The organism is Yoonia vestfoldensis, assembly GCF_002158905.1.
GTDB lineage: Bacteria > Pseudomonadota > Alphaproteobacteria > Rhodobacterales > Rhodobacteraceae > Yoonia > Yoonia vestfoldensis_B.
This window is the reverse complement of sequence record NZ_CP021431.1, coordinates 3023296-3043120: the sequence shown is the minus strand read 5'-3', so window position 1 is coordinate 3043120 and position 19825 is coordinate 3023296. Positions and strand designations below refer to the sequence as shown.

Below are 19825 nucleotides of genomic sequence, written 5' to 3'. Positions count from 1 at the left end.
AGAGATCATGACACATATTCCACATGGCGCCCATCTGATCGCAGGCCTGCGCGTCAAGGGCGCATCGGTTTTCGCAGCCTCCCCCGCCACCGGCCCGGTCCATCATTACAGCGAAGGCACGCCCGATCACGTCGCGCAAGCCGCCATGGCAGCAGAGGCCGCATTCGACGCCTACAGCGCCACCAGCCGCGAAACCCGCGCGGCGTTTCTGGGCCAGATCGCGCAGGAAATCGATGCGCGCGGTGATGCGATCACCCGTGTCGGCGCGCAGGAAACCGGCCTGCCAGAGGCGCGGCTGATCGGTGAACGCGGGCGTATGACCGGCCAGCTGCGGCTGTTTGCCGATCATATCCGCAAAGGCGATTACCTTGACCGGCGCCATGATCCTGCGCTTCTTGACCGCCAGCCCTTGCCGCGCCCTGACATGCGGATGGTCCAGCGGCCGATCGGGCCTGTGGCGGTCTTTGGCGCATCGAATTTCCCTCTGGCGTTTTCGGTGGGTGGCGGGGATACGGCAGCGGCGCTGGCAGCGGGCTGTCCGGTCGTGGTCAAGGGCCATCCCGCGCATCCCGGCACAGGGGAATTGGTTGGCGATGCCATCGCCGCAGCAATTGTAACCTGCGGCCTGCATCCGGGGGTTTTCTCGCTGGTGCAGGGAAGCACGCATCAGATGGGGGCCGCACTCGTCACCCATCCGCTGATCCGCGCGGTCGGCTTTACCGGGTCATTGCGGGCCGGACTCGCCTTGTTCGATCTATGCGCCGCGCGGCCAGATCCGATCCCGTTTTTTGGCGAGCTGGGCAGCGTCAACCCGATGTTCATCCTGCCAGAGGCATTGGCCATTCGTGGCGATGCCATCGCCAAAGGCTGGGCCGCCAGCCTGACGATGGGGGCAGGGCAATTCTGCACCAATCCCGGTCTGGCGATCCTGATCGATGGAAACGCGGCGGATGCCTTTGTCGCAACTGCGACGGCGGCTTTGCAAGACAGTGCTGCGCAGCTTATGCTGGCCGACAGCATCGCGGCAGGGTTTCGTGCCGGGCGTGATCTGGTGGCCGGCAGCGCCGGTGTGACGACATTGCTTTCGGGTGACAGTGCCGGACGCCACGCGGCGCCCTGCCTCTATGAGGTCAGCGCCGACACATGGCTTGCCAATGACGATCTCGCCCACGAGGTTTTCGGCCCGCTGGGCCTGATCATCCGGGCAAAGGATGCGGCGCAGGTCGCGGTCATCGCGCGGTCCTTGCAAGGCCAATTGACCTGCACGCTGCATCTGGAGGACGGTGACATGGCGCAGGCGCAAAGCCTGATGCCCGTGCTGGAACGCAAGGCAGGCCGCGTGCTGGCCAATGGCTTTCCGACCGGGGTCGAGGTCGCCGACAGCATGGTCCACGGCGGACCATATCCTGCATCGACCAATTTCGGCGCGACCTCGGTCGGGACTCTGTCGATCCGGCGCTTTCTGCGGCCTGTCTGCTATCAAAACCTGCCAGAGGCCCTTTTGCCAATCACCTGATGCGCCGCGCTGGCCCGACAGGTGATCTGCGCTTTTGCCGGGCTGTGGCGGGCGCAGAGGCCGCGCCATCATTCGTCTTCAAAGCATTCCCGGTTTTCTTCGCTGAATTGCGTCAGCGTTTCCCGAACCCGGTGCAGATGCGCGCGCACCAATCTGCGTGACGCGGTCTTGTCGCCTGATCGGATGGCGTCAAAGATATTGCTGTGGTCCGTGGCCAGTTCCGCCATATGCGCTTTGCTGCGCAGCGACAAAAAGCGGAGCCGGTCGAGATAGCCTTTTTCTCTTTGGATGATGTCCGAAATGCGGCGATGTCCGACGGCATCGGCAAGTGCCAGATGGAAATTGTCGTCCAGCGTGTGAAATGCACTGCTGTTGTCGGTTCCTTCCATGTCATGATGCAAGGCCAAGTCATGCTGCAGCGCCAAATTCGTTTCGATTTCCTGGATCGTTTCGGGCGGCAGCCCCTTTTCACACAGACGTTCAGCGATGGCGACTTCCAGTGATGCGCGTGCAAATTGCGCGCCTGCGATTTCTGGCACCGACAGTTTTGAAACGTAATTCCCGCGACTGGGCAAGGTGACGATCAGGCCTTGATCGCGCAGCCATGTGAAGGCCTCGCGCACAGGTGTCCGTGACGCCCCATAGAGATTTCCGATTTCGGTCTCAGAGATGATTTGCCCGGGCTTCAGGCTCATTTCAAGGATTGCGGCCTTCAGCGAAGAGGCGATTTGCTCTGCCGCCGGGCGCTGTGGGTCAATTTTTTGAACATGGCGCGCGGGGAGTGAAATGACTTGTGCTCTTTTGCTCATCGGGGTCTCCGGCGCGGGTTTGTCCAAATTGTATACAGGCATACATTTTCGTTGACAACCTGTATACCGGTATGCTTTTTGGCATCAAGCGTAGAATATAGGTTGCAAATGATACAGCGGAAACGCCCAAAGGTTGCTCTGATCGGGGCCGGAATGGTTGCCAAAACCCATGTTGATGCTTGTGTCGATGCGGCCGGAAAGCTGCAGTTGACAGGTATTTCATCGCGATCCAACGCGCGGGCTGCCATTCTGGCGCAAGATGCCTCTGCCCGGCTGGGCGAGGAGGTTGTGACCTATCCATCCGTCGCGCAGATTGCAGATGATCCCGATATTGATTTCGTGATCATCGCCACGCCGCCCAATGTGCGGGGCGAGTTGATCGCGCCACTTGCGCAGGCGGGCAAACACATTCTGCTGGAAAAGCCCATCGGCCGCACCGCTGATGAGGCGCAACAGATCGTGGATCTGTGTAAAAAAGCCGGGGTGACGCTCGGTATCGTGTTCCAGCACCGCGCAAGGGCGGCCTCTGTGATCGCGGCGCAAATGGTCAGCTCGGGCGAATTGGGGCCATTGGCGCTGGTCGAAATGAATGTGCCTTGGTGGCGCGAACAAGCCTATTATGACGAACCGGGCCGGGGCACCTATGACCGTGATGGCGGTGGGGTTCTGATCAGCCAGGCAATTCACACGATTGATCTTGCGCTCAGCTTTACCGGACCTGTGCAATCTGTCCGCGCGATGGCGACAACAACCCGGTTCCACCAAATGGAATCCGAGGATTTCGTCGTGGCGGGGTTGGAATTCGCCAATGGCGCGGTCGGGTCACTGGTGGCAAGCACGGCAAGCTATCCAGGCGGCGCTGAATCGATCACGCTGCATTTTGCACAGGCGACGCTGCATCTGGAATCGGGTCAGCTTTGCATCACCCGGCGCAACGGAGACAAGACCATCCATGGCGATGCGGCGTCAACGGGTGGTGGGGCCGATCCAATGGCCTTTACCCACGCATGGCATCAATCCGTCATCGAGAATTTCGCAGCGGCCATCACCGGCACAGAACGCCTTTTGGCACCGGGCGACGAGGCCATGGCCGCACATAACCTGATCAACGCAATCACGCGCTCTGCCAAGAGCGGTTCAATCGAATATGTGACACAATGAACGCTCCTCTTAAATTCGCTGCAATCGGAATAGACCATCGCCACATCTTTGGCATGGCGCAGAATATGATTGATGCCGGTGCCGTGTTCGCGGGCTGGTTTACCGAAGGCAATCCCGAGCCGACCGAAGGCTTTATCAAACGGTTTCCCGATGTGCCCCGGGTTCAGGCCGCTGATATCCTGTTGAACGATGCCAGCATCGATCTGGTGCTGCTGTCCGGCATTCCGTGCGACCGTGCGGGATGGGCCGTCAAGGCCATGGATGCGGGCAAAGACGTGATGAGCGACAAGCCCGGATGCACGACCCGCGACCAGCTCAAGGACCTGCAGGATTGTGTTGCGCGCACCGGGCGTATCTGGACGATCGACTTTTCCGAACGTTTCGAAGTGCCATCCGTCACCAAGGCGGCAGAGCTTGTCGCCGAGGGGGCGATTGGCCGGGTTATTCAGACCGTTGGTCTTGGTCCGCATCGTCTTAATCGCGCCACGCGGCCTGACTGGTTCTTTGATCGCAATGCCTATGGCGGTATTCTGACGGATATCGGCAGTCACCAAATTGACCAGTTCTTGTTTTTCACCGGGTCAACCGATGCCGAAATCACCATGGCGAATGTCGGGAATTATGCAAATCCAGAGACACCGGGTTTGAATGATTTTGGTGAAATCGCGCTGCAGAGCGAGACTGGCCACGGATATATCCGCCTTGATTGGTACACCCCGGATGCCTTGCCAAGCTGGGGCGACGGCCGCCTGACGATCTTGGGCACCGAAGGCTATATCGAATTGCGCAAATATGTGGATGTGGGCGGGGATGCCGGCAGTGACCATGTCATTCTGGTCAATGCAACGCGCTGCGAAAAAATAAGCGCTGCGGACGCAGGATTGCCTTACTTTGCGCGTCTGATCGCTGATATCCGCAATCGGACAGAGACGAGCATGACGCAAGCCCATACCTTCAAAGTCTGCGACCTCGCATTGCGTGCCCAACTTCTGGCCGAGGAACGCGCGTCATGATCACGGTTGCGATTTTGGGCGCTGGCATCGGCCAACAACATCTGACAGGGTATCGCGCGCTTCCAAGCCGGTTTCGCGTTGCAACCCTGTGTGACCTGGACCCCTCCCGGGCAGCGGCGGCAACGGGGCACGACGCAAACATCCGCATTGTTTCTGACATTGCGGATGTCATGTCGGACCCGGATATCGACCTGGTCGATGTCTGTTTGCCGCCGCATCTTCATGCGCCTGTCGTCATTCAGGCGCTGGAAGCGGGCAAAAATGTGATCTGCGAAAAACCGATTGGCCGGTCATTGGCCGAGGTTGACCAGATACAGGCCATGATCGACAAAACCGGTCGCCAGGTCTTTCCCGTGTTCCAATACCGCTTTGGATTGGCCTTTGCCCAATTGAAGGCCCTGCTTGACGCGGGTCTGGCTGGCAAAGCCCTTGTCGCCAGTGCCGAGACCCATTGGAACCGCGAAAGCGATTATTACACCGTGCCGTGGCGCGGCACCTGGAAAGGTGAATCAGGTGGCGTTCTGCTGGGCCATGCGATCCATTCCCATGATCTTTTGTGCAAAGTTCTGGGGCCCGTGAAACAGGTTTTTGCCCTGAGCGATACCCGCGTGAACGATATCGAAGTCTAAGATTGCGCCGCCTTGTCCCTGCGTATGGCGAATGGCGCGCTGGTGACAAGTTCGGTCACGCTTGGCGGTGCGCCGGACAGCTCGCGTCTGAAATTCTGCTTTGAAGGCCTGAGTGCTGAAAGCGGGTCCAACCCGTATACGCCCGCAGAAGGCGCCTGGACCTTCACGGCGCGCGGGTCAAGGACGCAAGACGATATCGATAGAATTCTGGCGACAGTGCCCGCGCCGCTGCCGGGGTTCGCGGGATTTCTGGATGCGATTGCTGATGCGATGTCAGGCCATGGAGGGGGCGAAGTGACCTTCGAGGATGGCCGCCGCTCGATCGCATTGGTGACGGCCATCTACACCTCTGCGCGCGAGGGCCGGCTTGTCCAGCTTCCGATGGGAAAAAATGACGCGCTCTACAGCGGATGGTTACCGAGTTGATTCAATAACTTCACGATCTGGCCAACATGAATGGGGAGGAGACCCAAATGAAAGCTAAGTTTAAGACGACCGCTTGTGCCGCTGCGCTGGTCCTGACAGCGGGTGCGGCATCCGCGCAAGAACTGAAATTCATGTGCTTTTCGGATGCCGATGATTGCACCGTGATCGACAATGTCATTGACGGATTTGAAGCCGAAAATCCGGGCATCACGGTGGTGATCGACAAAGTGCCCTATCAGGCCATTCTTGACAGCCTGCCGGTGCGGCTGGCTGCGGGGACGGGACCTGACATCGCGGTAGTAACGGATCTGGGCGGGTTGAACGCCTATTACCTCGATCTTTCGCCTTATGTTGATGACACTTACTGGCAAGACAATTTTGGCGATTTCCTCAATTGGTATCGCGCTGATGCAGCGGATGACGGGATCTACGGATTGCATTGGCAGCTGACCGTCACAGGGCCTTACATCAACAGAACCCTGTTTGACCAAGCCGGTGTTGCCGTTCCTGGGCCGGACGCGACTTGGGATGATTGGGCCGCGGCCACCCGCGACGTTGCCGAAAAAACCGGAACAATGTTCCCGATGGCCATGGACCGTTCGGGCCACCGCATCGCCGGTCCCATGATTTCTTACGGGGCGCGCTATTTCGACGAGGCGGGCGCGCCTATTCTTGTTGATGACGGGTTCACGGCATTTGTCGAGAAATTCGTTGGCTGGCACGAAGACGGCACGATGGCGCGCGACGTTTGGGCGGGTCGTGGCGGCAATGCCTATCAGGATGCCGCGGCCGAATTTGTGAATGGCGAGCTGGTTTTCTATTATTCCGGCAGCTGGAATGTTGGTCGCTTCGATGCAGAAATTGGTGATCTGTTTGACTGGCAGGTTGTCGGTTCGCCCTGCGGCATTGCCGGATGCACCGGTATGCCGGGCGGGGCGGGCATCGTAGGGTTCAAACATACCAAACATCCCGAAGCCGTCGCAAAGCTGATCGACTATCTTGCCCAGGCAGAGATCTATACGCAAATGTCCGCAGGCACCGGCAATATCCCGGCGCATCGGGCCGTCGCGGCCGCTGGCGTTGACTATAAAAGCGCCTCGGCCCAGGCGGCGGCGGCATTGAATGCCTGGGGCGCGCAGGTTGCGAAACTCGAAGCGCCAGCCTTTCAATACCAAGGCTATGAAGGCAACCGCGCGATGTTCAACATCACGGTGTTGCGCGTGACCCAGGCCATCGTGGGCGAGATGACCGTTGATGAAGCGATGGCCAAGGCCAAGCAGGATCTTGCAGAAATCTTGGCCGAAACCAACTGAGCGCACCAAACCACTTTGCCCAAGGCTGCATGGCTTTGCATCGCCATGCAGCTTTGCGCGGTATCAGACAAAAGGAGGTTGAAGAAATGCTGTCGGTCCTCAATCCGATCATGCGCATCATAGAAATCCCTTTTGCCATCGCGCAAAGAACCTTTGGTCTGCGTGGCCAGGCTTGGGCATTTCTTCTGCCAAACCTTTTGTTGTTCGGGACTTTCGCCTTTTTCCCGATCGTCTTGAATTTCATCTATGCGCTGACTGGTGGCGAAAACATCATGCTGGCGGACCGCCCCTATGTCGGCGGCGGCAATTTCACCGGCTTCATGAATTGCGACAGCTTTCTGGATGTGAACAGCTGCGAGAGAGACCTGTTCTGGCGCGCGGTGTGGAATACCACATGGTTCGTCAGCCTTCAGGTCGGTTTCATGGTCGGCTTTGCCTTGTTGACCGCCGTCATTTTGAACCGCGATATCCTGGCCAGAGGCTTTTTTCGTGGCGTCTTTTTCTTTCCGGTGATGCTGTCACCGGTCGTTGTGGCGCTTGTCTGGAAATGGGTCTTGCAGCGCAATGGCATCCTTAATGCCGGGCTGGAATCGATGGGCTTTGAAAGCTTCAACTGGCTTTTGGACCGTCAATGGGCCTTTGCCTGGTCGGTCTTTCTATCGGTCTGGGCGCATATGGGGTTCTATACTTTGATCCTTTTGGCGGGCCTGCAAGCGATCCCCCGCGATGTCTATGAGGCGGCCATGATGGACCGGGCCTCGCCTTGGCGGGTGTTTCGGCGGATCACATTGCCCTTGTTGGCCCCGACGATGCTGGTTGTCTTGGTGCTGGCTTTGATCAAGGGCGTGCAAACCTTCGACGAAGTTTACGCCTTTACGGGCGGTGGACCGGGGTCTGCGACGACATTGATCATCCAATATATCTACGAGACCGGTTTCGCGGGCGCGCCGCGTCTGCTGGGGCTGGCATCCGCCGCGTCAATCCTGCTGGCTTTGGTGCTGATCGTTTTGACGCTGCTGCAACTTTGGTTCAACAGGAGAAGCGTCAATGGCTAATCGCGCAGTGGCATTCCTGACGCGGACGCGCGCAGGCAAGGGGCGCATGGATTGGACCGACTGGCTAAGCTATAGCTATCTGATCCTGGGCACGGCGTTGATGTTTGCGCCCGTGATGTGGCTGGCCTTGTCCTCGTTCAAGACCGAAGCGGACCTGAAACGGTTCCCACCCCGCTTGCTGCCCTATGTGCAGGAAACCGTCATGGTCGATGGCCATGATGCGCCGCTTGCCGTCTACGATATCGTCTCGGGCGAATTTGAGGGGCGTCGTCTGGCACAGATCCGGCGGGTGGGATTGGTCGCGCAGATGGTCGATCCCGAAGACCCATCAGCGCCCCTTAAGGTCGATATTGCCGATAGAGAGCTGATCGAGCGGGTCGGTCTGGCGACGGAAAACTACACCGATCTGTTTGCGAAGTTCAATTTCCTAAGGTTTTTCTGGAATTCGACCTTTATCACAGTCACGGCGACAGCGATCACCTTGCTTGTGAATGCGATGGCCGCTTTTGCGCTGTCCAAATATCAATTCAGAGGCCGCAGCTTTGTTCTGATGCTGGTCGTGGGCACGCTGATGGTGCCCCAAAGCGTGGTCTTGGTGCCTTTGTTTCTGGTGGTCAAAGAATTCGGCCTGATGAACACCGCATGGGGGGTCATCATTCCGGGCGCTGCGTCACCAACCGGGGTGTTCTTGCTGCGCCAATACATGCTGACCATTCCCGATGAAATACTAGAGGCGGCGCGGATGGACAAAGCAAGCGAATGGAAGATCTTCTGGCGCATCGTGATCCCACTTTCGATCCCGGCGCTTGCGGTGCTTGGCATCCTTTGTGTGATGTGGCGCTGGAATGATTTCCTTTGGCCGCTGATCGTGCTGACCGATACGGATAATTTCACACTCCAACTGGCCCTGAACTCTTTCCAAGGAGAGATGTCAACGCAATGGAGCAATCTGCTGGCCATGACGGTTCTGACGCTGCTGCCGATCGCCGCCGTATTCATGTTTCTGCAAAAATATATCACCACAGGCATCGCCTCAACCGGCGGCAAGTAAGGGGCACGGAAGAAAATGGCAAAGGTCGCACTCAGGGCTGTCCGCAAATCCTATGGCAATATCGAGGTCATCAAAGGCATTGATCTTCTGGTGGAGCATGGCGAATTTTGCGTGTTTGTCGGCCCGTCGGGATGTGGGAAATCCACCTTGCTGCGGATGATCTCTGGCCTGGAGCCGATATCCGGCGGACAGGTGATCATCGACGACGAGATCGTGAATGATGTCCCCGCTGCGGATCGGGGGTTGGCGATGGTGTTCCAATCCTACGCGCTTTACCCCCATATGACCGTGCGACAGAATTTGTCATTCGGGCTTGAAAACATCCAAACGCCCAAGGCCGAGATAAAAACGAAAATTGCTGGCGTCGCGAAGATGCTGCAAATCGAGCCATTGTTAGAGCGTCGCCCAAAAGACCTGTCCGGCGGGCAACGCCAGCGCGTGGCGATCGGCCGTGCTGTCGTTCGCGAACCGCGCGTGTTTCTTTTTGACGAGCCGCTGTCGAACCTCGATGCCGAATTGCGTGTCGATATGCGGGGGGAAATCGCGGCCCTGCACAAGCGGCTTGGCAATACGATCATCTATGTCACGCATGATCAGGTTGAAGCCATGACAATGGCAGATAAGATCGCCGTGCTGCGCTTGGGTGCGCTGGAACAATACGGCGCGCCGCTTGATCTGTTCAACCGCCCCAACAATATCTTTGTCGCCGGGTTTATCGGCTCGCCAAAAATGAATTTCATCCAGGGTGAAATCGATGCTGATGATTGTCAACTGCTGGTCCTGAAAACCGGCGAAACCATGACCCTGCCGGCCAGGCAATTTTCGCTGCGCCCCGGTCAGGCCGTGACACTGGGGGTTCGCCCCAATGATTTGCAGCCCGCGACAAATGGCAGCCTGACGATGAAGATCACCAGTGTCGAACAATTGGGCACGGAATCCTATCTTTACGGCACGCTTGCGGATGGCACAGGTATCACGCTGCACAGTCCCGGCCAGACCCGTGTCACACCGGGCGAGAAGATCCTTGTCACCGCGGCCGATGACGCGATCCATCTTTTTGACACCGAGAGCGAACAGACGCTGCTTGCGCTGTGACGCGAGACCGTAACCCGCCCCAAGGCCCGGAACCTTTCTTGACCTGCCTGTTCCCCCCGATTATACGCCGCAAGTCGGCACCTGTGGTCCGACTCGATTGTAACGCCGTGTTTGGCCGCTCCCGTCGCTGGGGGCCAGTTCCGGCAAAAGGAGAAGCGACATGAAACTGAATGAACTTTCCGACAACCCAGGCGCCACCCAGCGTAAGAAACGCATTGGCCGTGGTCCTGGTTCCGGCATGGGTAAGACCGGTGGCCGTGGTATCAAGGGTCAGAAATCCCGCTCGGGCGTGGCGATCAAGGGTTACGAAGGCGGCCAGATGCCTTTGTACCAGCGTCTGCCAAAGCGCGGCTTTAACAAGCCCAACCGCAAGGCATATTCGGTCGTCAATCTGGGCCTGATCCAGAAATTCATCGACCTGGGCAAGATCGACATCAAGGCCGACATCACCGAAGACGCGTTGATCGCATCCGGTCTGGTGCGCCGCAAGAAAGACGGTATCCGCGTTCTGGCAAAGGGTGACTTCACCTCCAAAGCCACGATCAGCGTGACCGGTGCGTCGCAGGGTGCTGTCGATGCCGTGGCCAAAGCTGGCGGCACATTGACCGTCACAACCCCGGCAGCGGCAGAGTAAGACCTTGTGAGCGGCGGCACCGTCGCTTAGATGATCTTGCAAGTTTTCCCAAACGCCGCTGATCGGGGAACCGTTCAGCGGCGTTTATCATGAAAAGAGACCCCTATGGCTTCTGCAGCAGAGCAAATGGCAGCCAACGTCAGTTGGAGCGCCTTCGGCAAGGCAACTGAACTGCGCCAACGCATCCTCTTTACGATTGGTCTGTTGATGATCTATCGCCTGGGGACGTTCATTCCGGTTCCCGGGATCGATGGCATTGCCCTGCAGCAATTCATGGAAGAAGCACAGGCCGGGATCGGTGGCATCCTGTCGATGTTCACCGGCGGCGCGCTGTCGCGGATGGCGATCTTTACGCTGGGCATCATGCCTTACATTTCGGCGTCGATTGTCATGCAGTTGCTTGGGTCCATGTGGGAGCCGCTGAAAAACCTCAAGAAAGAGGGCGAGGCAGGCCGCCGCAAGCTGAACCAATATACCCGTTACGGGACTGTCGTGCTGGCCACGGCGCAGGCTTATGGCCTTGCTGTCAGCCTGGAAGCAGGCGGTCTGGCCTCTGATCCCGGTTTCTTTTTCCGGGCCTCTTGCGTGATCACCATTGTCGGCGGGACCATGTTCCTGATGTGGCTGGGCGAACAGATCACCGCGCGCGGCATCGGCAACGGTATTTCGCTGATCATCTTCGTCGGGATCATCGCGGAAATCCCCTCTGCATTGGCGCAATTCCTGAGCCAGGGCCGGACCGGTGCGATCAGCCCTTTTGTCATCGTCGGAATTCTGCTGATGGTGATTGTCGTGCTGACCTTCGTGGTGTTCATGGAACGGTCTTTGCGCAAGATCCATATCCAATATCCCCGCCAGCAGCGCGGCATGAAAATCTATGACGGATCTTCCAGCCACCTGCCGATCAAGGTCAACCCCGCCGGTGTGATCCCCGCGATCTTTGCATCCGCTTTGCTGTTGCTGCCCACCACGATCAGCACCTTCAGCGGCGGGTCCAGCGGGCCGGTCATGTCCACCATTCTGGCGCTGTTCGGCCCCGGCCAGCCGCTATATCTGATCTTCTTTGGCGGCATGATCATTTTCTTCACCTATTTCTACACCCGCGAAGTCGCCTTCAAGACCGAGGATGTGGCCGAGAACCTCAAGAACCAGAATGGTTTTGTCCCCGGCATCCGCCCCGGCAAACGGACCGAGGAATATCTTGATTACGTGCTGACGCGTATTCTGGTGCTTGGCTCGGGCTATCTGGCGCTGGTGGCCTTGTTGCCTGAAATCATCCGCGCGGAACTGTCGATCCCGTTCTATTTCGGCGGGACATCGGTGCTGATCATCGTTTCGGTCGGGATGGATACGATCCAGCAGGTGCAATCCCATCTGGTCGCCCATCAATATGAAGGCCTGATTGAAAAATCGCAGCTGCGCGGCAAGCGTAGCACGACCAAGAAAAAAGGCCCGTCGCGTCGATGAATATAATTCTGCTTGGACCACCGGGCGCGGGCAAAGGGACACAGGCCCGCAAGCTGGTAGAAGATCGCAACATGATCCAGCTCAGCACCGGCGACATGCTGCGTGCCGCGCGGACCAGCGGCACCGCGATGGGCAAAACCGTCGCCGCCGTGATGGACCGGGGCGAGCTGGTCACCGATGAGATCGTGATCGGCCTGATCCGCGAACAGCTTGAAACAGCTGGCGATCATGGCGGGTTCATCTTTGACGGCTTTCCGCGCACGCTGGCGCAGGCCGATGCTTTGGGCGATCTGCTGGCCGAGATGGGGCAGAGCCTGGACCATGTGATCGAATTGCAGGTCAATGATGATGTGCTGGTCGACCGTGTGCTGGGCCGCGCCGCTGAAACCACCGCATCCGGTGGGCAGGCCCGTGCCGATGATAACGCCGACAGCCTGCGCACGCGGCTTTTGGCCTATTACAAGCAGACCAGCCCGCTGATCGGCTATTATCATGCCAAGGGCGATCTGACATCGGTTGATGGCTTGGCCAGCGTGGACGCCGTCGCCGAGAGTATCGCAAAGGTGCTTGGCTGACCGCTTGCGGTCTATTGACGCTGCGGGCGTTGCCCCCTAAACAGCGCCATCCCGCAAGGGAATCAATCCGCAGATGCGGGGTCGCACCCTGCATTTTGCGATTTACCTGATATGACGCAGCCCGGTGCCTGATGGTCCGGGCTTCCGTTGTGAAAAAAGGGTCTGGCATCACGGACCCGCAACGAAAAGGAATACCACACGTGGCACGTATTGCCGGCGTAAACATCCCGACTGCAAAGCGGGTTCCAATCGCCCTGACATATATCACTGGTATTGGCCCAGCCATTGCCGAACAGATCTGCGAAGCAACCAAGATCGAGCGTACACGTCGCGTCAACGATCTGTCGGATGCCGAGATTCTGTCGATCCGCGAATTCATCGACGCCAACCTCACCGTCGAAGGTGACCTGCGTCGTGAAACCCAGATGAACATCAAGCGTCTGATGGACCTTGGCTGCTACCGTGGCCTGCGTCATCGCCGCAATCTGCCGGTGCGTGGTCAGCGGACCCACACCAATGCGCGCACTCGCAAGGGCCCTGCAAAGGCCATTGCCGGCAAGAAGAAATAAGGGGACCTGACAGATGGCACGCGATACCAAACGCACCAAAAAGAAGGTTTCCAAGAACATCGCCGCTGGCGTTGCTCATGTGAATTCTTCGTTCAACAACACCAAGATCCTGATCTCGGATGTGCAGGGCAATGCGATCGCATGGTCGTCCGCTGGCACGATGGGTTTCAAAGGGTCGCGGAAATCCACGCCTTACGCCGCCCAGATGGCTGCCGAGGATGCGGGCAAGAAAGCACAGGACCACGGCGTCAAGACGCTGGAAGTCGAAGTGCAAGGCCCCGGTTCCGGTCGTGAATCCGCGCTGCGCGCGCTGGCGGCTGTCGGTTTCAACATCACCTCGATCCGTGATGTGACCCCGATGGCGCATAACGGCTGCCGCCCGCCAAAGCGCCGCCGCGTCTAAACCACTTCGAACGCGTTGGGGTCGTGCATCTTTTGCGCGGCCCCAATCCGTCATTTTGAAACCTCGGGCGTTTGCCTTTTTGGACATGAAGGCAAACAAGGATGGAGGGACATATGATCCACAAGAACTGGGCTGAACTGATCAAGCCGATGCAGCTGGACGTCAAGCCGGGCAATGACCCGATGCGTCAGGCCACCATGGTCGCCGAACCGCTGGAACGCGGCTTTGGTCTGACACTTGGCAACGCGCTGCGCCGCATCCTGATGTCGTCGCTGCAAGGTGCCGCGATCACCGCCGTGCAGATCGACAACGTGCTGCATGAGTTTTCGTCCGTGTCGGGCGTGCGTGAAGACGTCACTGATATCGTGCTGAACCTCAAGGGCGTCGCCATCCGTATGGAAGTCGAAGGCCCCAAGCGTCTGTCCGTGCAGGCCAAAGGGCCGGGCGTCGTGACCGCCGCCGATATCTCGGAAACCGCCGGGATCGAGATCCTGAACAAGGACCATGTGATCTGCCACCTTGACGATGGTGCCGATCTTTACATGGAACTGACCGTGAACACCGGCAAAGGCTATGTTGCCGCTGACAAGAACAAGCCAGAAGATGCCCCCATCGGCATGATCGCCATCGATGCGATCTATTCGCCGGTGAAAAAGGTGTCCTATGACGTGCAGCCGACCCGCGAAGGTCAGGTGCTGGATTATGACAAGCTGACGATGAAGGTCGAAACCGACGGGTCGCTGTCGCCTGACGATGCTGTGGCCTATGCCGCGCGCATCCTGCAGGACCAGCTGTCGATCTTCGTCAACTTCGACGAGCCTGAATCGGCCTCTACCGGTTCTGATGATGACGGGCTGGAATTCAACCCGCTGTTGCTCAAGAAAGTGGACGAGCTGGAATTGTCGGTGCGTTCGGCAAACTGCCTCAAGAACGACAACATCGTCTATATCGGCGATCTGATCCAGAAAACCGAAGCAGAAATGCTGCGCACCCCGAACTTTGGCCGCAAATCCTTGAACGAAATCAAGGAAGTGTTGTCGGGTATGGGTCTGCACCTTGGCTTGGACGTCGAGGATTGGCCGCCGGACAATATCGAAGATCTGGCCAAGAAGTTCGAAGACCAGTTTTAACCAACCCGTCCCGGGCGTGACCCGGGACCTCGCGCAAACCCAATGAGGCCCCGGATCATGTCCGGGGCGCGTCACCCCGAAATGCCCACCATGGTGGGGACGACCCCTGGGCAATCCTGCCCCAATAATACGGCTGGCACGCATCAGACCGTTGGACAAAGTATAAACCCTTAGGAGACTTCAAATGCGTCACGCAAGCGGTTACCGCAAACTGAACCGGACCCACGAACACCGTAAGGCGATGTTCGCCAACATGGCCGGGGCCCTGATCGAACATGAACAAATCAAGACAACGCTGCCCAAGGCCAAAGAATTGCGCCGCATCGTTGAAAAGCTGGTCACCCTTGGCAAGCGCGGCGATCTGCATGCCCGCCGTCAGGCCGATGCCCAGCTGAAGCAGGACATCCACACAGCCAAGCTGTTTGAAATCATCGGCCCACGTTATGCCGAACGTCAGGGCGGTTATGTCCGCATCATGAAGGCTGGTTTCCGCTATGGCGACATGGCGCCGATGGCGATCATCGAATTCGTCGACCGCGACGTGAATGCCAAAGGTGCCGCCGACAAGGCCCGTCTGGCTGAATTCGAAGCGCTGGAAGATTAATTCCACCGCCACGACCTGATTTTTGCAAAGCCCTGCCAGTCTGGCGGGGCTTTCGCTTTTCCGCGATAGGCTTATCATCCGCCCATGCCCGACCTGTTCGACAGCGCCCCGAATACTGCCCCCGCAGGCCCGCGCCCGCTGGCCGATAGGTTGCGCCCTAAACATCTGTCAGAGGTGATTGGCCAGCAGCAAGTGCTTGGCCCCGATGCGCCCTTGGGCACGATGCTGGCGTCGGGGGCCTTGTCCTCGCTGGTGTTCTGGGGGCCGCCCGGCGTGGGCAAGACCACGATCGCGCGGCTGTTGGCGGATGAAACCGATCTGCATTTCGTCCAGATCAGTGCCATTTTCACCGGCGTGCCGGAATTGCGCAAAGTGTTCGAGGCCGCCAAGATGCGCCGCCAGAACGGCAAGGGCACATTGCTCTTCGTCGATGAAATCCACCGTTTCAACAAGGCGCAGCAGGATGGTTTTCTGCCCTATATGGAAGACGGCACAATCCTGCTGGTCGGCGCCACGACCGAAAACCCCAGTTTCGAGCTGAACGCCGCCCTTCTTAGCCGCGCGCAGGTGTTCATCCTGACCCGCCTGACGCTGACCGATCTGGAATTGCTCGCCCAACGTGCCGAAAAGGAACTGGGCCGCGCCCTGCCGCTGGACGGCAATGCCCGCGCGGCGCTGCTGGATATGGCCGATGGCGATGGCCGCGCGCTGCTGAACCTGATCGAACAGGTAGCGGCGTGGAAAACCGATGCGAAACTGACCCGCGAGGACCTGACCAAACGGCTGATGAAACGCGCCGCGAAATACGACAAATCGGGCGATGAACATTACAACCTGATTTCCGCGCTGCATAAATCCGTGCGCGGGTCCGACCCCGACGCCGCCCTTTACTGGTTCGCGCGGATGCTGGCAGGGGGCGAAGACCCGCGTTACCTTGCCCGCCGCATCACGCGGATGGCGGTCGAGGATATTGGCCTTGCCGATCCGCAGGCACAGGCGGTGTGTTTGCAAAGCTGGGAAACCTATGAACGGCTGGGATCGCCCGAGGGCGAATTGGCCCTCGCGCAGGCGGTGACTTATCTGGCGCTCGCCCCGAAATCGAATGCGGCCTATGTCGCCTATAAGGCCGCGATGGCGGCGGCGAAGCAGACGGGGTCGGAACCGCCGCCTGCGCATATCCTGAACGCGCCGACCAAGCTGATGAAGGAACAGGGGTTCGGGGCAGGTTATGCCTATGACCACGATGCCGAGGATGGGTTCAGCGGGCAGAACTATTTCCCCGAAACCATGAAGCGCGGCATTTATTACCTGCCCGTGGACCGCGGGTTCGAACGCGAACTCAAGAAGCGTGTCGATTTCTTTGCCGGATTGCGCGCCAAGCGGGGCAAGAATTGACATCCCTGCGCCGACAGGCCAAGGCAGGCCGGTGATGACACCTGTGATCTCTGTCGCTCTTGGGGGCGCGCTTGGCGCTGTGCTGCGCTATCTGGTCGGATCGGTCGTGGCCTTTCCGCTGGGCACGCTTGCGGTCAATGTTGCGGGGTCTTTGGCCATCGGGCTGGTCTGGGTGTTGCTGGCCGCGCGCGGGTTGCAGGGCTGGGCGCCTTTCGTGATGACGGGCGTGCTGGGCGGGTTCACGACGTTTTCGGCCTTTTCGCTCGATACGCTGCGGCTGGTCGAGGCGGGGCGCATCACGGCGGCGGGCGGCTATGTGCTGGCCTCGGTGGTTTTATCAATTGCGGCCTGCGGATTGGGCCTATGGCTTGCCAAAGGAATGACGACATGAGCGGTGTCCACACCAGAACCATCGGCCCCGACGACGGCGATCAGCGGCTGGACCGCTATCTGCGCCGCCTGTTCCCGCATCTGACCCAAGGGCGCATCGAAAAGCTGTGCCGCAAGGGCGAATTGCGCGTCGATGGCGGACGGGTGAAAACCAGCACGCGGCTGGAAGTCGGCCAGAAAATCCGCATCCCGCCCTTGCCGACCGAGGAAGAGGCGGCAGCCGCCGCAACCCTGGCCCGCCACGGCGTGACCAAGGCCGATGCCAAGCTGATCCAATCCTGCGTGATCTACCGCGACGATCATATCATCGCGATCAACAAGCCGCATGGGTTGGCGACGCAGGGCGGCACCAATACCACCCGCCACGTCGATGGCATGGCCGAGGCGCTGATGTTCGGCTATGACGAAAAGCCGCGTCTGGTGCACCGGCTTGACCGTGACACATCGGGTGTGCTGCTGCTGGCGCGCACCCGGATGATGGCCAAGCAATTGACCGAGAACCTCAAGCATCGCGAAACGCGCAAGATCTACTGGGCCGCCGTCGCCGGTGTGCCGCATCCGCGCGCAGGCACGATCAAATACGGGTTGGTCAAGGCCCCCGGCCATGGCAAGGGCGGCGAGAATGAAAAGATGCGCTGCGTCCACCCCAATGAGATTGCCAGCACCGAGGGCGCGAAACGCGCCACATCCGATTATGCGGTGATGGATACGCTGGCCAGCCGTGCGGCATGGTGCGCGCTGGTCCCGATCACGGGCCGCACCCATCAGCTGCGCGCGCATATGGCCGAGATCGGGCATCCGATCATCGGGGATGGCAAATATGGCGGCTCGGGGCAGGAAAACCTTGGCGATGGCTGGGGTGCCAGCATGGGCAGCGAGATTGGCCGCAAGATGCATTTGCATGCTCGCAGCCTGACCATCGAACATCCCGCCACCGGCAAGATTCTGCATCTGACCGCCGATCTGCCAGAGCATATGCAAAACACTTGGGATTTTGTGGGCTGGGTCGTCGGCCACGCCCCCGTCGATCCGTTCAACATGCCCGATGAGTGATCTGCGCCTTGTGATCTTCGACGTGGACGGCACGCTGGTTGACAGCCAGGCCGAAATCGTCGCCGCCATGACAGCGGCCTTTGCCGCCGAAGCGCTGGTGCTGCCCGACCGCCAGCGGCTTTTGTCCATCGTTGGCCTGTCGCTGGATGTGGCGATGGCGCGGCTTTGCCCGGACGAACCCCCTGACAGGCACCCCCGTCTGGTGCAGGCATATAAGGATGCCTATATGGACCTGCGCGGCGCGGATGGAAAAGGCGAGCTCAGCCCGCTTTACCCCGGTGCCCGTGCGGCGCTGGATGCATTGGCCGGGCAGGATAACACGCTGCTGGCGGTCGCTACTGGCAAATCCCGGCGCGGTCTCGACAAGATCCTTGAACGGCACGGGCTGCGCGGGATGTTCCACAGCGAACAGGTGGCCGATGATCATCCGTCCAAGCCGAACCCCTCGATGATCCTGACCGCGCTGAATGAGACCGGCACCGATGCACGGGCCGCCGTGATGATCGGTGATACGACATTTGACATGGATATGGGCCGTGCGGCGGGTGTGCGCACTATCGGGGTGGCCTGGGGCTATCACGATGCCGACAGCCTGCGCCCTGATCTGCTGATCGACGATTTTGCCGATCTTTTGCCTGCCATCGACCAATTGACCGGATCAAGACCATGAGCGACTGGAAACCAAAACGATTCTGGAAAACTGCCACGCCAGAGCCTTGCGAGGGGGGATTCACCGTCACTTTGGACGGGCGTCCGGTCAAAACCCCCGCCAAGGCGGGCTTGATCGTGCCGACCCTGCCGCTGGCCGTGGCGGTGGCGCAGGAATGGGATGCGCAGACCGGTCTGGTCGATCCGCGGACCATGCCGGTGACGCGCAGCGCGAATGCCGCGATCGACAAGGTCCGCATCCAAAGGGCCGAGGTGATCGGCCTTTTGGCGGAATATGGCAGCAGCGATCTTTTGTGCTATCGCGCCCCGGCACCGGATGGATTGGTCCTGCGCCAGCGGCAGGTCTGGGACCCGCTGCTGGACTGGGCCGCGCGCGATCTTGGGGTGACGCTGGCCATCGGCGAAGGCGTCGTGCCGGTGCCGCAAGCACCTGAAAGCATTTTGATTTTGCAGCGTGAACTGGAACGCACCGATGATTTCGGGCTGGCCGCAGCGCATGATCTGATCAGCCTGTCAGGCTCGCTGATCCTGGCGCTTGCCGTGATGCGCGGCCATCTGGACGGGCTGCGCGCCTGGGATGTCTCGCGCGTTGATGAAGACTGGCAGATCAGCCAATGGGGCCTTGATGATGATGCCGCGGCCAATGCTGCCGTCAAGCGCGACGCCTTCTTGCATGCAGAGAGATTCTACCATCTGTCGCGGCCATAGTCAGAGGTGGCGCTGATCTGGGCATTTGTCCCGTGGATCGCCTGTTTTGAGGGCATTTGCATCGTTCGAGATGCGAGTTTCGCTTGACCGGGTGGCGTTTCATCGGACAATCTAGGCAAACTCGGGCAAGGGCTATGCCTTTGCAAAAGTCGTCACCTGC

22 protein-coding genes are annotated in these 19825 nt (G+C 59.3%); 21 read left to right on the top strand and 1 reads right to left on the bottom strand.

What is annotated here, in order from left to right:
- Positions 1 to 7 precede the first annotated feature (7 nt).
- On the top strand, positions 8 to 1516 hold the full coding sequence (locus LOKVESSMR4R_RS15265; RefSeq protein WP_087213375.1) for an aldehyde dehydrogenase (NADP(+)): 1509 nt from the start codon (positions 8 to 10) through the stop codon (positions 1514 to 1516).
- A 68-nt stretch (positions 1517 to 1584) separates the two neighbouring features.
- On the opposite strand, the gene LOKVESSMR4R_RS15260 is transcribed toward LOKVESSMR4R_RS15265, so the two are convergent.
- On the bottom strand, positions 1585 to 2325 hold the full coding sequence (locus LOKVESSMR4R_RS15260; RefSeq protein WP_162290739.1) for a GntR family transcriptional regulator: 741 nt from the start codon (positions 2323 to 2325) through the stop codon (positions 1585 to 1587).
- A gap of 108 nt (positions 2326 to 2433) precedes the next feature.
- Here LOKVESSMR4R_RS15260 and LOKVESSMR4R_RS15255 point away from each other — a divergent pair, with 108 nt between their 5' ends.
- The 20 genes from LOKVESSMR4R_RS15255 (at position 2434) to LOKVESSMR4R_RS15165 (ending at position 19665) form a co-directional block, all read left to right on the top strand.
- On the top strand, positions 2434 to 3486 hold the full coding sequence (locus tag LOKVESSMR4R_RS15255) for a Gfo/Idh/MocA family protein (protein ID WP_087210204.1): 1053 nt from the start codon (positions 2434 to 2436) through the stop codon (positions 3484 to 3486).
- Entirely contained in the window at positions 3483 to 4499 is a 1017-nt protein-coding gene (locus LOKVESSMR4R_RS15250; protein WP_087210201.1) for a Gfo/Idh/MocA family protein, read from the top strand. Before LOKVESSMR4R_RS15255 ends, LOKVESSMR4R_RS15250 begins: the two co-directional genes overlap by 4 nt.
- Complete coding sequence (locus LOKVESSMR4R_RS20620; protein ID WP_237331810.1) at positions 4496 to 5128, top strand: Gfo/Idh/MocA family protein; 633 nt, start codon at positions 4496 to 4498, stop codon at positions 5126 to 5128. Before LOKVESSMR4R_RS15250 ends, LOKVESSMR4R_RS20620 begins: the two co-directional genes overlap by 4 nt.
- 12 nt (positions 5129 to 5140) lie before the next feature.
- Entirely contained in the window at positions 5141 to 5554 is a 414-nt protein-coding gene (locus LOKVESSMR4R_RS20615) for a Gfo/Idh/MocA family oxidoreductase (protein WP_335673967.1), read from the top strand.
- Positions 5555 to 5601: 47 nt separating this feature from the next.
- Positions 5602 to 6867 (top strand): ABC transporter substrate-binding protein, encoded by a 1266-nt coding sequence (locus LOKVESSMR4R_RS15240; RefSeq protein ID WP_087210198.1) that lies wholly within the window; start codon positions 5602 to 5604, stop codon positions 6865 to 6867.
- 86 nt (positions 6868 to 6953) lie between these two features.
- Positions 6954 to 7922, top strand: a complete 969-nt coding sequence (locus tag LOKVESSMR4R_RS15235; protein ID WP_087213372.1) for a carbohydrate ABC transporter permease — start codon at positions 6954 to 6956, stop codon at positions 7920 to 7922.
- Positions 7915 to 8973, top strand: coding sequence for a carbohydrate ABC transporter permease (locus LOKVESSMR4R_RS15230; RefSeq protein WP_087210195.1), 1059 nt, complete (start codon positions 7915 to 7917; stop codon positions 8971 to 8973). Before LOKVESSMR4R_RS15235 ends, LOKVESSMR4R_RS15230 begins: the two co-directional genes overlap by 8 nt.
- 15 nt (positions 8974 to 8988) lie before the next feature.
- On the top strand, positions 8989 to 10068 hold the full coding sequence (locus LOKVESSMR4R_RS15225; protein WP_087210192.1) for an ABC transporter ATP-binding protein: 1080 nt from the start codon (positions 8989 to 8991) through the stop codon (positions 10066 to 10068).
- Between the two features lie 160 nt (positions 10069 to 10228).
- The gene (rplO, locus tag LOKVESSMR4R_RS15220; RefSeq protein ID WP_087210189.1) at positions 10229 to 10702 is read left to right on the top strand and encodes a 50S ribosomal protein L15; all 474 of its coding nucleotides are present in this window, start codon (positions 10229 to 10231) and stop codon (positions 10700 to 10702) included.
- Between the two features lie 105 nt (positions 10703 to 10807).
- A complete protein-coding gene (gene secY, locus LOKVESSMR4R_RS15215) occupies positions 10808 to 12169 on the top strand; it encodes a preprotein translocase subunit SecY (RefSeq protein ID WP_087210184.1) in 1362 nt (453 codons plus the stop codon).
- Entirely contained in the window at positions 12166 to 12744 is a 579-nt protein-coding gene (locus LOKVESSMR4R_RS15210) for an adenylate kinase (RefSeq protein ID WP_087210181.1), read from the top strand. The genes secY and LOKVESSMR4R_RS15210 overlap by 4 nt, the downstream gene beginning before the upstream one ends.
- Before the next feature lie 200 nt (positions 12745 to 12944).
- Complete coding sequence (rpsM, locus tag LOKVESSMR4R_RS15205) at positions 12945 to 13313, top strand: 30S ribosomal protein S13 (RefSeq protein ID WP_087210178.1); 369 nt, start codon at positions 12945 to 12947, stop codon at positions 13311 to 13313.
- A gap of 13 nt (positions 13314 to 13326) precedes the next feature.
- Entirely contained in the window at positions 13327 to 13716 is a 390-nt protein-coding gene (rpsK, locus tag LOKVESSMR4R_RS15200) for a 30S ribosomal protein S11 (RefSeq protein WP_019953332.1), read from the top strand.
- Between the two features lie 113 nt (positions 13717 to 13829).
- Complete coding sequence (locus LOKVESSMR4R_RS15195) at positions 13830 to 14846, top strand: DNA-directed RNA polymerase subunit alpha (protein WP_162290738.1); 1017 nt, start codon at positions 13830 to 13832, stop codon at positions 14844 to 14846.
- Positions 14847 to 15030: 184 nt separating this feature from the next.
- Positions 15031 to 15450: a 50S ribosomal protein L17 gene (rplQ, locus tag LOKVESSMR4R_RS15190; protein ID WP_087210171.1), complete on the top strand. Its 420-nt coding sequence runs from the start codon at positions 15031 to 15033 to the stop codon at positions 15448 to 15450.
- 84 nt (positions 15451 to 15534) lie between these two features.
- A complete protein-coding gene (locus LOKVESSMR4R_RS15185; RefSeq protein WP_087210168.1) occupies positions 15535 to 16845 on the top strand; it encodes a replication-associated recombination protein A in 1311 nt (436 codons plus the stop codon).
- 31 nt (positions 16846 to 16876) lie between these two features.
- Positions 16877 to 17236 carry a fluoride efflux transporter CrcB gene (gene crcB, locus LOKVESSMR4R_RS15180; protein WP_087213369.1) on the top strand — a complete coding sequence of 120 codons (360 nt, stop codon included), beginning with the start codon at positions 16877 to 16879 and terminating at the stop codon, positions 17234 to 17236.
- Complete coding sequence (locus LOKVESSMR4R_RS15175) at positions 17233 to 18288, top strand: RluA family pseudouridine synthase (protein WP_087210165.1); 1056 nt, start codon at positions 17233 to 17235, stop codon at positions 18286 to 18288. Before crcB ends, LOKVESSMR4R_RS15175 begins: the two co-directional genes overlap by 4 nt.
- Positions 18281 to 18958, top strand: a complete 678-nt coding sequence (locus LOKVESSMR4R_RS15170) for an HAD-IA family hydrolase (RefSeq protein WP_087210162.1) — start codon at positions 18281 to 18283, stop codon at positions 18956 to 18958. Before LOKVESSMR4R_RS15175 ends, LOKVESSMR4R_RS15170 begins: the two co-directional genes overlap by 8 nt.
- On the top strand, positions 18955 to 19665 hold the full coding sequence (locus LOKVESSMR4R_RS15165) for an ATP12 family chaperone protein (protein ID WP_087210159.1): 711 nt from the start codon (positions 18955 to 18957) through the stop codon (positions 19663 to 19665). The genes LOKVESSMR4R_RS15170 and LOKVESSMR4R_RS15165 overlap by 4 nt, the downstream gene beginning before the upstream one ends.
- The last annotated feature ends 160 nt before the right edge of the window (positions 19666 to 19825 follow it).